The 14,686-nt window shown below is 57.0% G+C and carries 9 protein-coding genes; 5 read left to right on the top strand and 4 right to left on the bottom strand.

The features are described 5' to 3' along the window. Window positions 1-115 precede the first annotated feature (115 nt). Window positions 116-484, bottom strand: a complete 369-nt coding sequence (locus HNI00_RS21150) for a tetratricopeptide repeat protein (protein ID WP_316789247.1) — start codon at window positions 482-484, stop codon at window positions 116-118. A 149-nt stretch (window positions 485-633) separates the two neighbouring features. On the opposite strand from HNI00_RS21150, the gene HNI00_RS21145 reads away from it, so the two are divergent. Beyond that, window positions 634-1,482, top strand: coding sequence for a hypothetical protein (locus tag HNI00_RS21145; protein WP_316789245.1), 849 nt, complete (start codon window positions 634-636; stop codon window positions 1,480-1,482). A gap of 357 nt (window positions 1,483-1,839) precedes the next feature. Further along, window positions 1,840-3,678, top strand: a complete 1,839-nt coding sequence (gene ftsH3, locus HNI00_RS21140) for an ATP-dependent zinc metalloprotease FtsH3 (protein ID WP_172354567.1) — start codon at window positions 1,840-1,842, stop codon at window positions 3,676-3,678. 120 nt (window positions 3,679-3,798) lie between these two features. Here ftsH3 and HNI00_RS21135 read toward each other — a convergent pair whose 3' ends face one another. Beyond that, the gene (locus HNI00_RS21135; RefSeq protein ID WP_316789243.1) at window positions 3,799-5,112 is read right to left on the bottom strand and encodes a glycosyltransferase family protein; all 1,314 of its coding nucleotides are present in this window, start codon (window positions 5,110-5,112) and stop codon (window positions 3,799-3,801) included. 412 nt (window positions 5,113-5,524) lie between these two features. Between HNI00_RS21135 and HNI00_RS21130 the strand changes: the two genes are divergently transcribed. The 3 genes from HNI00_RS21130 (at window position 5,525) to HNI00_RS21120 (ending at window position 8,767) form a co-directional block, all read left to right on the top strand. Next, window positions 5,525-5,842: a DUF6825 family protein gene (locus tag HNI00_RS21130; RefSeq protein ID WP_172354571.1), complete on the top strand. Its 318-nt coding sequence runs from the start codon at window positions 5,525-5,527 to the stop codon at window positions 5,840-5,842. Between the two features lie 184 nt (window positions 5,843-6,026). Further along, complete coding sequence (locus HNI00_RS21125) at window positions 6,027-7,865, top strand: ABC1 kinase family protein (RefSeq protein ID WP_420156412.1); 1,839 nt, start codon at window positions 6,027-6,029, stop codon at window positions 7,863-7,865. Between the two features lie 143 nt (window positions 7,866-8,008). Then, window positions 8,009-8,767, top strand: a complete 759-nt coding sequence (locus tag HNI00_RS21120; RefSeq protein WP_316789239.1) for a PP2C family protein-serine/threonine phosphatase — start codon at window positions 8,009-8,011, stop codon at window positions 8,765-8,767. Here the strand turns inward: HNI00_RS21120 and HNI00_RS21115 are convergent. Continuing rightward, a complete protein-coding gene (locus tag HNI00_RS21115; RefSeq protein WP_316789237.1) occupies window positions 8,764-10,929 on the bottom strand; it encodes a two-component system response regulator in 2,166 nt (721 codons plus the stop codon). The two genes, HNI00_RS21120 and HNI00_RS21115, sit on opposite strands and share 4 nt — an antisense overlap. Then, window positions 10,926-13,835 carry an ATP-binding protein gene (locus tag HNI00_RS21110; protein WP_316789235.1) on the bottom strand — a complete coding sequence of 970 codons (2,910 nt, stop codon included), beginning with the start codon at window positions 13,833-13,835 and terminating at the stop codon, window positions 10,926-10,928. The genes HNI00_RS21115 and HNI00_RS21110 overlap by 4 nt, the downstream gene beginning before the upstream one ends. Window positions 13,836-14,686: the final 851 nt, after the last annotated feature.

Raw genomic sequence — 14,686 nt, 5'->3', positions numbered from 1 at the left:
CAAGTTGGGGCAAGGCAAGTTGGGATAGAGAATGGGTCTGAATATCGCTGAAATATCGCTCAAATATCTCTGGAATATCTCTGGGATATCTCTGGATATTTCTAACTATCCGCGTCTATGGCTGGCGTTGCTTCTGATGGGCTTCTTCCAGAGATTGCCGATAGTCTGCTCGCTCAGGATAGAGCGACACCAGTTTTTCCAGAGGGGCGATCGCCCCAGCATAATCTTTAAGCTGCATCCGGGCATTGGCTAACCCCTCCAGAGCCGTTTGGTTCTCCGGCTCTCGCTGCAACACTAGCGCAAAGCCTTTTTCTTCTTCGCGTAAAAGATCCTGTTCAGAGGGCTGCTCGATGGAGGCGACGGGCTGCCCGGTTTGCTGATTCTGTCCGGCATAGAGCGGCACCAGCCCCATCACCATCGACCCTGCAAAACAAAGCCCCGAAACTAAGATAAAGGTGCGTTGCAACCGTGGTTTCGCCAACATAGCGGTCTGGATTCTTCAATATTATGAAGATTGAATGTGGACAACTTTAGCGTTCCCAGGTTTACAGGCGGAGAGATCAGGGAATGGTGAGAGTGTCGGGGGTGTTGAGCGGTGAGAAGGGTGGGACTGAAGTCATTGGGAGGATTGCGATGGGAGAAGATGGGATGGTCTTTGCAGATCAGACGTTAGAGAACAGCGACCGGGAGACGGCGGCGCGGGAATGGGGGAAACTGGGGCTGGCAGTTCTGGGGGTGGTGGGATGTTTGGGGGCGATCGCCCTGCTTCAGGTTCCCCAGCTTCGGCAAATCCAGACGCGCAGCCAGACGGCCAGCCTGCAAGAAATTCAGCGCGATCTGGAGGCAGAGCGGGTGCGGCTAAATGTCCTGGAGCAAGCGCCTTCTTTGGGGTTTGACAATCTGATTGCAAGCTGGACGTTTCTGAACTTTTTGCAGTATTTCGGAGACGAACCCGTGCGATCGCGCACCGACTACACCCTCAGCCCAGAGTATTTCGACGTGATCCTCCGCCGCGATCCCCGGTTTTTGAGCGCTTACACGTTTCTGTCTACCAGCACTGCCATGTATGCGGGTGATCCTCAGCGCTCGATCGCCCTCACCAACGAAGGACTGAAACATCTGTCGCCAACGCTGCCGCCAGACTCTCACTACATCTGGCGCACCAAGGCCATCGACGAACTGCTGTTTTTGGGCGATGCAGCGGCGGCTCGCCAGTCGTTTGAAACGGCTGCAGATTGGGCAGAAGCGTCTGGCCAGCCAGAGGGGCAATCGGTCGCCAGCCTCTCGCGCCAGACGGCGACGTTTCTAGCCAACAACCCCGACAGCAGCTACGCCCAGTTTGCAGCCTGGATGATGGTGCTGACGAACGCCCCCGACCGCCGCACCCGCAGCACTGCCGCCGACCGCATCAAAGCCTTGGGAGGCGATGTGGTTCCCCAGCCCGACGGCACGTTTCAAATCAAGCCGCCCCCTAGTGATTAACCCCCTGATCAACCCCTGATCAACCTCTGATTAACCCCTTGCCAAGCCGTGATCAACCCGCGATCAGGCAACGGCATTGAGCAACGGTCTATAATCCGAGGAATAGGATGGGTCGAAATGAAAAGGGAGTGACGACGGGCGATCTCGCCCTTCACTCGCCCTTCCATTGAGTCAATCTGGTGAGTCAACCGGGTGAGTCGATCTGTCGAGGCTCAGGACGGGTTGAGCCAAGCGCTGAACCGGGGAAGCGGCCCGCCTCACGCTCATTTATGAAATTGAGTTAATATTAGTTAACAAAGACGTTCCGTTGCGCGGCCCGCAAGCCCGCCACACAACACATTCGGAGGAATAGCCTCAGTGAACAAGCGGTGGAGAAATGCAGGACTGTATGCCCTTCTTGTCGTCGTCGTCATTTTCCTGGCTACGGCGCTGCTGGACAGACAGCCCCAAGATATTGAAACCTGGCGCTACAGCCAGTTTATTCAGGAAGTGCAGCAGCAGAACGTGAAGCGCGTTGAAATTAGCGCCGATCGCTCTCGTGCCCGCGTCACCCAGGAAGACGGCGAAAAGGCAATCGTCAACCTGCCAAACGACCCGGCGCTGCTGGATATCCTGACCGAGAACAAGGTGGATATCCTGGTCACGCCGCCCTCGGATGATGGCGTTGTGGCTCGCGTCCTCAGCACGCTGCTGATTCCCTTCTTGCTGCTGGCGGTGCTGTTCTTCGTGCTGCGCCGCGCCCAAAATGGCCCTGGCAGCCAGGCCATGAACTTTGGCAAGTCCCGCGCCCGCGTCCAGATGGAGCCGCAGACCCAGGTAACCTTTGGCGATGTGGCGGGCATTGAGCAGGCCAAGCTGGAACTCGCGGAAGTGGTGGACTTCCTGAAAAATGCTGACCGCTTTACGGCGGTGGGGGCCAAGATCCCCAAGGGCGTGCTGCTGGTGGGCCCGCCAGGAACCGGCAAAACGCTGCTGGCTCGTGCTGTGGCGGGTGAAGCTGGAGTGCCGTTCTTCTCCATCTCTGGCTCCGAATTTGTGGAAATGTTTGTGGGTGTCGGTGCATCTCGCGTCCGCGACCTGTTTGAGCAGGCCAAGTCCAATGCGCCCTGTATTGTGTTCATCGATGAGATTGATGCTGTTGGCCGTCAGCGCGGTGCGGGACTCGGCGGCGGCAACGACGAGCGAGAGCAGACGCTGAACCAGTTACTCACGGAGATGGATGGCTTTGAGGGCAATACGGGCATCATCATCATCGCGGCTACGAACCGTCCCGATGTGCTGGATGCGGCGCTGCTGCGTCCCGGACGCTTTGACCGTCAGGTGGTGGTGGATCGTCCCGACTACGCGGGTCGCCTGGAAATCCTCAATGTCCACGCTCGCGGCAAAACCCTGTCGAAAGATGTGGATCTGGAGAAAATTGCCCGTCGGACTCCCGGCTTTACGGGGGCGGATCTGGCAAACCTGCTGAACGAAGCTGCGATTCTTGCGGCTCGTCGCAACCTGACGGAAGTGTCGATGGACGAGGTGAACGATGCCATCGACCGCGTGCTGGCTGGCCCCGAAAAGAAAGACCGCGTGATGAGCGAAAAGCGCAAGTCGCTGGTGGCCTATCACGAAGCCGGACACGCCCTAGTGGGTGCGCTGATGCCCGACTATGACCCGGTGCAGAAAATCAGCATTATCCCTCGCGGCCGCGCAGGCGGTCTGACCTGGTTCACGCCCAGCGAAGAGCGGATGGATTCGGGCTTATATTCTCGCTCCTATCTGCAAAACCAGATGGCCGTTGCCCTGGGGGGGCGCGTCGCCGAGGAAATCATCTTTGGCGAAGAAGAAGTGACCACGGGCGCTTCCAATGACCTGCAACAGGTGGCGCGGGTGGCGCGTCAGATGGTGACTCGCTTTGGCATGAGCGATCGCCTCGGGCCAGTGGCGCTGGGTCGTTCCCAAGGCGGCATGTTCCTAGGACGCGACATCATGGCCGAGCGCGACTTTTCGGAAGAGACAGCCGCTGCGGTAGATGACGAAGTTCGCAACTTGGTGGATCAGGCCTATCGCCGCGCCAAAACCGTGCTGATGGAAAACCGCGCAGTCCTTGATCAGCTTGCCCAAATGCTGATTGAGCGCGAAACGGTGGACTCTGAAGAGTTTCAGGAGCTACTGGCTAACAGCGATGTGAAGATGGCGGCGATCGCCTAGTTTCGCCTAGCCCACCGTTCAAACCCAAAGAAGGCGCATTCCTGCTGGGGGTGCGCCTTTTGTCGCGGCTCATGAATTGGGAGTCGCCTTGCCAAGCAAAATCCTAACCTCGAAACCGTTCTATTCCTGGATTCCTAGCTCCGCCACCACAATTTCAGCCAGCTTTTCGGCGGCTCCGGGCTTGCCCCGCACTCGGCGCAGGCGATCGCGCACGGCATCTCGCGTTTCGGGATGCTCCAGCCAGTCTAGCGCCAGGGTCGAAATATCCTCCGGCTTCAGGTTGCCTACCAGTTCCGGCACGATCGCCTCCCCCGCCCAGATGTTGGGCCAGGCCAGCAGGCGAGACTTGCGGAGAAACCATCCATTGATCAGTTTGGCGATCGCCCCGCCCACCCCCGGCAAGTTGGCCAAAAGCCCTGGAATCCCATCCCAGGCTCGCATTGCGTCAAGCTGCTGCGTCGGCAAAAACACAATCATGGGCACCGCCAGCGCTCCCAGTTCCGCTGTATTTGCCCCCACCGTCGTCAGGCAGAGCTGGCATCGTTGCAGCAGGTCATAGGCCGGAAACGGGGTCCACAGGCTGATTTGCAGACCGCTCTCGGTTTTCAGGCTAGGGCAATGAGCCGGAAAGGGGCCGCTGGGGTCAGCCGCAGGCAGCAGGCGGGCCGAAACTGCGCCGAAGTAGTGGGCGATCGCATTTTGCGCTGGGTCAGCAAATCGGGCTAGCGTGTCCAAGTCCAGCGTCGGCGCAACCGGAATGACAAACTGCACATCGGGGCGGGCGGCATGGATCTGCTGGGCGATCGCCAAACCCAGCGGCACCCCCTGAGCCAGCTTGGCGGGCTTGGAACCGGGCAGCAGCCCCACCAGCGGCATATTTTCATTCGGCAATGCTGGAACGTCGGGTAAAAGCGCTGAAGCGGCAGAATCCCCGCGCATGTTCGCCCCTGAATCTACATCCGCCATCAGGTCGCCAATCACGCTGAACTTGTGAGCGTATCGTGCCGGGGCACGGCTGGCTAACTCTGCATTCATCACGGCAAAGCGGTCAATCCAGTCGTGCCAGCGGGTTTCCCACTCGCCATACAGCACCGTGCGATAGCCCAGCCGCTTGCCGATAATCACCGGGTAAAACTGGTCGCCGCCGAGAAACAGCACCACGCCGCGATCGCCCCAGTCCCAGTTTTCTGCCGTTTTGCCCCACAGCAAAAACGGGAAGAAATGGGCCGCCGCCTGAATTCGGTCGAGTTCGGGATAGCGCTGGGCGATCGCCACCTCCCGCCCGGTTGCATTCGGACAGGGCGACAGCACGAGCGAAATCCGCACCCGTGAACGATCTTGCCCCAGCTTTGCCCGCAGTGCCTGCAACACTGGCCGCACCCAGGTCGCCAGTTCGCCGGGGCCGTTGGAGAGGATGAGGAGGTCTAGAGGCATAGGCGGGTTAAAGATGAGACTCATGGGGGTACATAGCACCAAGGGATGTGCAATTTTGCCGATCCCCTCATCCTTTTCGGGTAGGCCGAAGGCTTTAAGCCCTCTCCTAGAGCAGAAAAGGAACTTCAAGCCTCTCTTGCGCCCCTTCTCCCGATCTGGAAGAAGGGGTTGGGGGATGAGGGCAGATTGAACGTTGAACGTTGCACATCTCGTAGCCCTTGCCTCAGCTATCCGGCAGGAGGCAGGCTCAACTAGAGGCAGGCTCACCCTCTGGTCATCCCATCATCGCATCATCCCCCTGCGCCGAATTTCCACAAAACCTGCGCCGAAATCGTCACCTCGCCGCCCAAATCCGGGCACTCTCAAAGCAGGGCAAGTTATAATTTTTGCGGATATACCGCAAACTTTCTTTATGAGCAGCCCTTTGGTTCACGCATTTTTCGTTGGTCGGGCACTGGCCGAAGCACTGACTGAGCAAGCCAGCAACCTGGCATCTACGCTGGTCAGCGAGGCTGGCAAATTTGATGCCGAACAGCGCGATCGCCTCCGCCAGTTTACCGAAACGGTGCTGGAAAAGGCGAATCGAGAAGCCGCCCAGGCCAGTCAGGGACGCTCCTATGCGGCGGATGGAGCCGGAGAAGACCTGCAAGCGCTGATCGACGACCTGCGGGCCGAAATTGCCCAACTCCGCACCGAGCTTCAGCGCTACCGCAGCCGCTCTGGTATCTAGCCTGGTGGTTCCTCTGGGGATATCTGGTGCTTTGATCTCCAATGATTTTACCTCCGGTGCTTTTGTAGAAGACATGCTCTGGTTTTTCTAATCCCGATTTTCGGTTTTCCAAGGTCGCGCTCCTGCCCGGTATTCTGTTGTTTTTTGAGAAGCCTGTCGCGTGTCTGCCCGTTTTAACGATGCTATGTCCCCAGACTGGAGTGCCGAATCTGCCGCACCGCCCGTCTCGCACGGGGTCGCCCCAACTGGTCACACTCCACAGGCTCCCTTCTCCAAATCTTCTGCTACCGCTCCTTTCACCCCCTCGGAGGCCGCAACGGTGACTTCGCCCATCGACAGCGGTAAATCCTATTCCTCCAATGCCTACCGCTGGAACCGCAAAAGCTACTCGCGGCAGCGGCGCTATGTGGATATTTGGACGTTTGTTTTGCAATTGCTGACGGCGCAGTGGGCCTACAGCAAACCCTGGACTTATCCCGGCGGCATGACCGAAGAAAACCAGGCTATCCGCCGCCGCAAGCTCGCCGTCTGGATTCGCGAAACCCTGCTCGACCTGGGGCCGACGTTCATCAAAGTGGGTCAGCTTTTTTCGACCCGCGCCGACCTGTTTCCAGTGGAATACGTCGAAGAACTCTCGAAGCTGCAAGACCGGGTGCCGGCCTTCGGCTACGAACAGGTCGAAGAAATTATTTGGCAGGAACTGGGCAAGGGCATTCCCGAACTCTACCGCAGCTTTGACCCGATTCCCATTGCCGCCGCCAGCCTGGGCCAGGTGCATCGGGCGCAGCTCCATTCCGGCGAGGAAGTGGTGGTGAAGGTGCAGCGGCCGGGTCTGGCAAAGCTGTTTGACATTGACCTGAAGATTCTCAAAGGCATTGCCCACTATTTTCAGCGGCATCCCAAGTGGGGGCGCGGGCGCGACTGGCTGGGTATTTACGGCGAGTGCTGTCGCATTTTGTGGGAAGAGATTGACTATCTCAATGAAGGGCGCAACGCTGACACGTTTCGGCGTAATTTTCGCCATGAGGACTGGGTGAAGGTGCCCCGCGTCTACTGGCGCTACAGTTCGCCCCGCGTGCTGACGCTGGAATATGTGCCGGGGATCAAGATCAGCCACTACGAAGCGCTGGAAGCGGCTGGGCTAGACCGCAAGACACTGGCAAAACTGGGGGCGCGGGCTTATTTGCAGCAGCTTTTGGACAAGGGCTTCTTTCATGCCGATCCGCATCCGGGCAATATTGCGGTTAGCTCTGACGGGGCGCTGATTTTCTACGACTTTGGCATGATGGGTCAGGTGCAGCCTGTCACCCGCGAGAAGCTGATGAATACGTTCTTTGGCATTGCCCAAAAGGACGCAGATAAGGTGGTGGATGCGCTGGTGTCGCTGGGGGCGCTGTCGGTGTCGGAAGACATGGGGCCTGTGCGGCGATCGATCCAGTATATGCTGGACAATTTTATGGACAAGCCGTTTGAAACCCAGTCCATCAGTGCCATTAGCGATGATTTGTATGAAATTGCCTACGATCAGCCCTTCCGCTTTCCGGCGACGTTTACGTTTGTGATGCGGGCCTTTTCCACGCTGGAGGGGGTGGGCAAGGGCCTTGATCCCGAATTTAATTTTATGGAGGTCGCAAGACCCTTTGCGATGCAGATTATGGCTAATGGAAATGGTTCGGAAACAGGCGGGCTGCTGGAGGAATTCAGCCGTCAGGCAGCCCAGGTCAGCAGTTCGGCGCTGGGGCTGCCGCGCCGCATTGAGGATACGATCGAGCGGCTGGAGCGGGGAGATATTCGGCTGAGGGTGCGATCGCAGGAGACGGATCGCGTCCTGCGTCGCCTGAGTAACGTTAATATGGGGACTAATTACGCTCTGTTGGCGGGTGCGTTTACGCTGTCGGCGACGATTCTGCTGGTGAATAACCTGATTTGGGTGGCGGTGCTGATGGCGATTCCGGCGGCGATCGCCCTGTTTTCCTGGGTGCGCCTGATGATCCGCATTGACCGCGCCGACCGCATGTTCTAGAGCTATCTCCGTGAGCTATCTCTGTAGCTGTCTGAATTAGTGGCGATCTGTTTAGTAATTTCCTAATTAATTAGTAGTGTCCTAACCCTGAGCGTCCGCGTTTCACCCTATCGATCCTCACCCCTCCGTCCGCTGCCTCGATTATGAAGTGCCTTTTTACCGGAATTACCGACCCGGGACTGCTGCGTAGCGTCAATCAAGACGCATATTACATCGACCCCAATGGCCGATTCTTTATCGTGGCAGACGGCATGGGGGGGCACGCGGGCGGGCAGGAGGCAAGCCTGATTGCCACCAAGATGATTCAGAATTATCTGGACTCTCACTGGACTTCCGAAGAGGATTCGCGGACGCTGTTGGAGCGGGCTTTTTTGATCGCCAATCGGGCGATCGTGCAGGATCAGTCTCGGCATCCCGAACGGTCGGACATGGGCACAACGGCCGTCGTAGTGATGTTTCGCAACGGTCAGCCTTGGTGTGCCCATATCGGGGATTCGCGGCTCTATCGCCTGCGGGGAGCCAAGCTTGAGCAAATTACTGAAGACCATACTTGGGTGGCCCGCGCCATGAAGGTGGGCGACCTTACCCCAGATCAGGCCCGTGTGCATCCGTGGCGACATATCCTGTCAAAATGCCTGGGGCGGGAAGACTTGCGACAGATCGACGTGCAGCCCATTGATGTGCAGGGGAGCGATCGCCTCTTGCTCTGTAGCGACGGACTGACGGAAGAGCTATCGGATCACCTGATTGCCTTTCACCTCAAGTCGATTCGCGCCTGCGACAAGGCGGCGGCGGCTCTGGTCAACGCCGCCAAGGACAAGGGCGGACGCGATAACATCACCGTCGTAATCGTGGCGATGGATAGTCAGCCGCTGTCCGATCTTCCCACCACGTCGCCCTAATCCTTGACGCTAAATTCCCGAAGCCACTGCCCGACCTCCCAGGGCGGCAAGGGACGACCCCAATAATAGCCCTGACCATATTCGCAGTTCAGGCTTTTTAGCAGTTCCGTTTGCTCTAGCGTTTCGATGCCCTCTGCCACCACATCCAGGCTGAGCGCATGACCGAGGGCGATAATGGCTTTCACAATATCAGCATTGAGCGCCAGGTTATAGGTAAACGTGCGGTCGATCTTGAGGGCGTGGATGGGCAGGCGACGCAGATAGCCCAGGGAAGAATAGCCCGTCCCAAAGTCGTCAATGTCGATATTGATGGAGCGCGATCGCAGCTCATGCAGCAGCGTGATCACCGTTTCTGCATTGTCGATCAGCATACTCTCAGTAATTTCTAGCGTCAGGCTCGCCCCCGACAAACCATGCTGTGCCAGCACGTCGTCAATATACGCCAGCAGCCCCGGCTCCTGAAGCTGCTTGACCGAGAGATTGACGCTCACCCGCAGCGGCGGCATTTCCGTAAACTGGCGCTGCCATTCAGCCATTTGCCGACAGGCTTCTTGCAACACCCACTTCCCCAGCGGCACAATCAGCCCTGTTTCTTCTGCAATGGGGATAAACTCATCGGGCGGCACTAGCCCCCGCTGCGGATGATGCCAGCGCACCAGCGCCTCAAAATCTGCTAGCCCCTCGCTCGACAGCGACACAATCGGCTGATAATGCAAAACAAATTCCTGCTGCTTGAGCGCCTGCCGCAGGTCGCTTTCCAGATGCAGCCGCCTTAGCACCTCCTGATGCATCACCGGATTAAAAATTTCATACCGCGCCTTGCCCTGGGTTTTGGCGCGATACATGGCGATATCGGCATCGCGCAGCAGTTCTGCCCCATCTTGATACTCAGGCGAACTCAGCACAATGCCGATGCTGGCGCTGATAAAGACATCTCGCGCTTCCAGAACAAATGGCGTTTGTAGGGATTCCAAAATGCGAGTGGCGACCTGGACGGCTTCCTGGGCGCTTTCAATATCGTCCAGCAAAATCACAAATTCGTCACCGCCGAGACGAGACAGCAGATCCGTCGGGCGAATCAGTTGGTTAAGCCGAGTGGCAATTGCCACCAAGAGGCGATCGCCCACCCCATGCCCCAGACTATCGTTCACCAGCTTGAACCGATCCAAATCGAGAAATAGCACCGCAAAATGGAACCCGTCGTAGCGCCGGGCCCGCCCCAGCGACAGCTTCAGCCGCTCCATCAGCAGGGTGCGGTTGGGCAAATCGGTGAGATTATCATGCAGTGCATTGTGCAACAGTTGGTCTTCGGTCTGCTTGCGATCATGAATATCCACACAGCAGCCAATAAAACCTGCAAACTCCTGTCCAGCAGTCAGCAAAGGCACACCCGTTTCCAACACCCAGCGATAGGCCGAGTGGGCATCCCGCAGGCGATATTCTGCAACAAAGTTCTGGCGCTGCTCGACTGCGGCTTCATAAATCTGGCGAACGCAGGGCAGGTCTTCTGGATGGATACGCTGCATCCAGGCATTGCCGAGCAATTGCGATGACGAATCGCCCGTAAACTCTAGCCAGCGCTGATTCACAAAGCTATGCTGACCGTCCGGCTCAGCCATCCAGATCAGCACCGGAGCCGCATTGGCGACTGTCCGAAAGCGCTCTTCGCTGGTCTGCAAATGCAAGTAAAGCTGCGCCAGTTCGCGGGTGCGTTCATTGACCCGCTGTTCGAGTTCGGCATTGAGGTTGAGAATTTCGGCTTTGGCCCGTTGCAGCGAAAGCTGATTTTCCACACGGGCGACGATTTCCTCAAGCTGAAAGGGCTTGGTAATGTAGTCTACCCCGCCGACCTGAAACGCCCGCAGTTTGTCCGAGCCAGAATTGAGCGCACTCAAAAAAATCACAGGGATATCGTGAGTGGCGCTGTCTTGCTTGAGCCGCTGGCAAACCTGAAAACCATCCATCTCCGGCATTTTGATGTCGAGCAGGATGATATCAGGCGGGCTGTTTTTGATCCCAATCAGCGCGAGGGCCCCAGAAATCGCGCACTGTACCTCGTAGCCCTGGCCCGTCAGGTAGCCTGCCAGCAGCCGCAGGTTGTCGGGGGTGTCGTCAACCACTAGGATTTTGCCCGGATGGGTCTTGGGATGTCCCTCAGTCATGGCTGAATTACACGCCGAGTAAGTTCGAGGATGAGATCGTAGCGAAAATGGTCAACCAACTGTCGAAGCTGAGCGGCCAGGCTGTGGTGATCGGGGGGAATTTCATCAATCACCGCCAGAATCCGCTGGGAGTTGAGGCTCTGGGCGGTTTGGTAAAGAGTTTCTCGCCACGCCAGGGGCATGACCAGCAGAGCATCGGCATTGAGCGCGGTTTGCGAATCGACAGACTGCGGAGCCGGGGGCGTTTCTTCGTATTGGTATTGCACGCCTAGATGTTCCCTGATTTTGCTGAACAGCGTCTCATCTTGAAAGGGTTTGCGAACAAAGTCGTCGCAGCCTGCCGACAGCACCATTGCCCGCTCTTCTTCGTAGGCGCTGGCGGTGAGCGCAATGATTTTGGTGGGCGTTTGGTCGGGGTTGTTGCGCTCCAGGGCGCGAATTTGGCGGGTGGCTTCGTAGCCATCCATCACCGACATCCGCATGTCCATTAGAACCAGATGGGGCCGCCAGCTCTGCCAATGGGCGATCGCCGTCAGTCCATTTTCAGCGTCTTGCAGCTCGAACCCCAGCGGTGCTAGTAGCCGCAGAATGAGCTGGCGATTTTCCCAGCGGTCATCTACAACCAAAACGCGATAGCGGGGCTGATCGGCGGCTACACCCACAACACGCCGCGCCGGAACGATGTAGGGCAGCGCTGCCGCTTCCACTAGCTCGACGGGCACCTCCAGCACAAACGTTGCACCCTGCCCCAGCACGCTACGAACCGTCAAATCCCCCCCCAAAGCCCGTGCAAACTGCCGACTGATCGCCAGTCCTAGGCCCGTCCCCTGGCTGGCCTGCTGTCCCAGCGCCGTCTGCACAAACGGCTCAAAGATACTATCCAAATCCGCAGCGGAAATGCCGGGACCAGTATCGCTCACGGTAAAGCGGAGGCGAATGGACGGCGGCGAGTCGGGCTCGGCTATTGCTGCGGGAGCCTCCATTGGCAGCTTGTCTAGGTGGTCTTCGGCAGGAGTTTCGATCGGCGTATCTGCGGATGTATCTGCTGGTGTATTTGCTGGTGTATCTGCTAGTGTCTCTGATGCTTCTGCAACCTCGCCCTGGGGCCACACCTCGGTGTACAGCGTGACGCTGCCAACCTGCGTAAACTTGATCGCGTTGCTCAACAGGTTAATCAGAATTTGCCGCAGCTTTTTCTCGTCGGTGCGGATGTAGCGTGGGACGGCTGGGGCATGGCTGACCGAAAGCTGAAGCAGTTTGGTGTCTGCCCGCAGTTCAAACATTTCCTCAAGCTGGGTCAGCAGTTGATACAAATCGAAGCTGTCGTATACGACGGTGGTGCGTCCTGCTTCCAGCTTGGACATGTCCAGCACGTTGTTGATCAGGCTGAGCAGGTGTTCTCCGCTGTGGCTGATGATGTTGAGGTAGGTTTGCTGGTCAGCATTGCCTGCAGATTCCCGTCGTAAAATGCGCGTAAAGCCCAGAATGGCATTGAGCGGGGTTCGCAGTTCGTGGCTCATGCTGGCCAAAAATTCGCTTTTGGCCTGGTTGGCAACCTCTGCGGCCGTCTTGGCTTGTTCTAGTTCAGCCGTGCGCTCTGCTACCCGTGCTTCCAGATCTGTAAAAGATACTTCGAGCTGTTGGGCCATTTGGGTAAACGAATCCGCCAGGGTTTCTAGTTCCTGGATGCCTGTCGTGGTCACGCTTTGGTTGAGATTGCCGCTGGCGATCGCCTGACTTGCGGCTCCCAACTGCTGGATCGGCCGGGTAATCCACTGAGCAGTGAGAAACCCAAGTGCGCTGGCGATCGCCAATGCCAGCAAGCACAACAGAATTGTATTGCGGGTATTTGCCTGGATTTGTGCCATGAAGTCGGATTCTGGCACTACAACCACAATTAGCCAGTCCAGCCCGCGCCCGTCCGAAAAGGGCATCACCTCTACAAACTCTCGCTGGCGGTTGTTCCTAAAGTCCAACTGCTGAGCCGTTTGAATTTGCGCCAGATCGCCAAACTGGTCGATCAAAAATTGGCTCGTTTCCCGAATCAGCGGCACTTGGCTATCGATCCCCCGCAGACGTTCTGCATTCCGACCGTTGCCCTGATCGGTAAACGGCCGCTCGCCCGTAGAAGAGGCCACGATGTAGCCCGCTCGATCGAGGACAAAGGTTTCGCCCGACGTTCCAATGCTGAGGCTATCTAGAAAATCGCTAATTCCTGTGAGGTATACATCAGTGCTGATCACCCCCCGAAACACGCCGGCCCGGTCAAAATAAGGACGGCTCGTGGAAATGCCCAGGTTTGCCTCGATGTAGTACTGGTAAATGTCGTTCCAGACTGGCTTCCCGGCGGCTTTGGCGTTGCGATACCAAGGGCGCGTGCGGGGATCATATTCCGAATACGTTTCAACCCCGCGATCAGTCGGGTTTCCGGCTGCGTCTGCTTGCGTAATGGTATTTACAAAATTAGTTGTTTGATCTGTCGTTTCTACGACCACCGTTCCATCTGCTTTGCGGCCTGCACCTGCATACTCCGACAATTCGCCGCCAAAGCTGGTATAGCTAACCGTTGGAAACTGCTGAAGCCGCGCATACAGGTAGCGCCGCAGGTTGCCCATATCGCTGGGGTTCCACAGGTCAAAGCGGCGGATGGCATCATCGGCGATCGCATTGATCGTATGAGGGGTTTCCAGAAACGTCCCAAGCTGTTGATGAATGCGGGCGGCCACCTCGCTGCGGAGCTGGCTGGCAACATCGTTTACCGCTCGCTGGCCGTTGCGGATCGATAGCCACCCCGTCAGCCCCACCGCCGCAAAGATTTGCAGCGCAAAGGGCAACACCAAGAGCGATCGCAACGGCAGTCCTCTTGCTAGGCTGGGGCGGGCACGGGGGGGAATGGATGGGTGCATAATCTGGATTGTGTTGGGGCGAACACAGCCACTGTTCGGTAAGGATGGGGCTGGAATGGGGCTGGAATGGGGACAGCACTCCGTAATACTCTTGCAAGAAACAAATCGCAAGGGGACACAAATCGTAAAGAATAGAGTAATGATGGAACGATGATTGATAAATGATAAAAAATTGATTAAGTTAAGAGTTGTGTTGTATCGTCCCTTAGCCCCACAGCCGTCAGGGTCTTAAAGGTAGGTTTGAAGCTGCTTCAGGGAGAGAGTTTCAAGAGTTTCATCCAGTGCTTGTGTCGGAACAACGTACTATTTGCAACTTTGGATGTTGGTTTGCGCGATGGGCACACTCTTGCAGCAAAAGCGGCGAAACTGCTTCAGAATGGGGGTCAAGTCTTTGATAGCCTTTGAGAATTGCAAGTGAGAATCACAAACAGATCGCTGACCTTTTTCAGAAGGCTTATGTAGCAATTGAAGCTTTTTAGCCCAAGTAACCTGAAAGTCGGCAATTGCAGGAAGGCGCGATTTCAGTCTTGTCAGAACTCAGCTTTATCATTCCCTCTGCAATCAAATAGTAACGCTGTGCCCGATCTCGCTTTCAGGTCTTAAAACTCAGAAACTTCCAAAAACTCAGAAGCAAAGTTTCGCAATTTCTGCTGGACTAGGCGATATAAGCGGTTATCCGATTAGACCAGACCCCAATGAGCCTCAACCCTGACTACAATCAAGAATGCGCCTTATGTTGCTGCACACGCCGGAATTTGCGAAAGGCTTAGCCACCAAAGCACTGCATTTTATTGCTTTAACCAGAATCGCCACAGCGAGCAATATAGGCTTTGCAAGTGCGGGCTTTGCGG

Source organism: Thermoleptolyngbya oregonensis NK1-22, assembly GCF_032705245.1.
GTDB lineage: Bacteria > Cyanobacteriota > Cyanobacteriia > Elainellales > Elainellaceae > Thermoleptolyngbya > Thermoleptolyngbya sichuanensis.
The sequence above is the reverse complement of the archived record's forward strand: the minus strand, read 5'-3'. Positions and strand labels throughout refer to the sequence as shown.

Excerpts from the sequence above, each read along its gene's own strand:
- HNI00_RS21150 (WP_316789247.1), bottom strand. The coding sequence starts at position 484 with ATGTTGGCGAAACCACGGTTGCAACGCACCTTTATCTTAGTTTCGGGG.
- HNI00_RS21145 (WP_316789245.1), top strand. The coding sequence starts at position 634 with ATGGGAGAAGATGGGATGGTCTTTGCAGATCAGACGTTAGAGAACAGC.
- HNI00_RS21135 (WP_316789243.1), bottom strand. The coding sequence starts at position 5,112 with ATGCCTCTAGACCTCCTCATCCTCTCCAACGGCCCCGGCGAACTGGCG.
- HNI00_RS21130 (WP_172354571.1), top strand. The coding sequence starts at position 5,525 with ATGAGCAGCCCTTTGGTTCACGCATTTTTCGTTGGTCGGGCACTGGCC.
- HNI00_RS21125 (WP_420156412.1), top strand. The coding sequence starts at position 6,027 with ATGTCCCCAGACTGGAGTGCCGAATCTGCCGCACCGCCCGTCTCGCAC.
- HNI00_RS21120 (WP_316789239.1), top strand. The coding sequence starts at position 8,009 with ATGAAGTGCCTTTTTACCGGAATTACCGACCCGGGACTGCTGCGTAGC.
- HNI00_RS21115 (WP_316789237.1), bottom strand. The coding sequence starts at position 10,929 with ATGACTGAGGGACATCCCAAGACCCATCCGGGCAAAATCCTAGTGGTT.
- HNI00_RS21110 (WP_316789235.1), bottom strand. The coding sequence starts at position 13,835 with ATGCACCCATCCATTCCCCCCCGTGCCCGCCCCAGCCTAGCAAGAGGA.